The sequence below is a fragment of the Mesorhizobium sp. 01N446 genome (assembly GCF_056399285.1).
On record NZ_JBFTRA010000051.1, the window covers coordinates 1 to 395 of the forward strand.

1 protein-coding gene is annotated in these 395 nt (G+C 57.5%); it reads left to right on the top strand.

Features of this window, described 5'->3' with window-relative positions; all coding sequences use genetic code 11:
- On the top strand, window positions 1-213 hold a 213-nt coding region (locus AC1DPX_RS35175), incomplete at its 5' end, for a hypothetical protein (protein ID WP_477242622.1).
- Window positions 214-395 lie beyond the last annotated feature (182 nt).

The window sequence follows — 395 nt, forward strand, 5'->3', positions numbered from 1 at the left end:
CAGCAGATCCTCCCGGTACTGAGTCAGCAGTTGCTGCAGCAGATGGCTGTGCGGCAGAAGCCCCGGCATTTAACGCTCGGTTGGGATGAGGATGAAGGCGTTGTGCTGACATTCGACGCACCGCAGTTTCTCCCGTTTCCCGCTCAGCAAGATAACGACAGGGCGCCAGATAAGAGGCTGACTAACACGCAGACAGATGAACCCGCATGCTAAAGGGATGCGGGAACGGCGTATTTGCCGGTTAACTGAAAAAGTGATGACGTTGTTGTCATCAACATCGGGCTGTGTGCTGTCGTTGACGTAGGGCATATGCGGCGGCATCCGCAACGCGCTCCCTGTGTCAAACCGGTGACAAACCGCGCGGGAAAGCGTGAACGCTTTGCCCCATCCGCGCC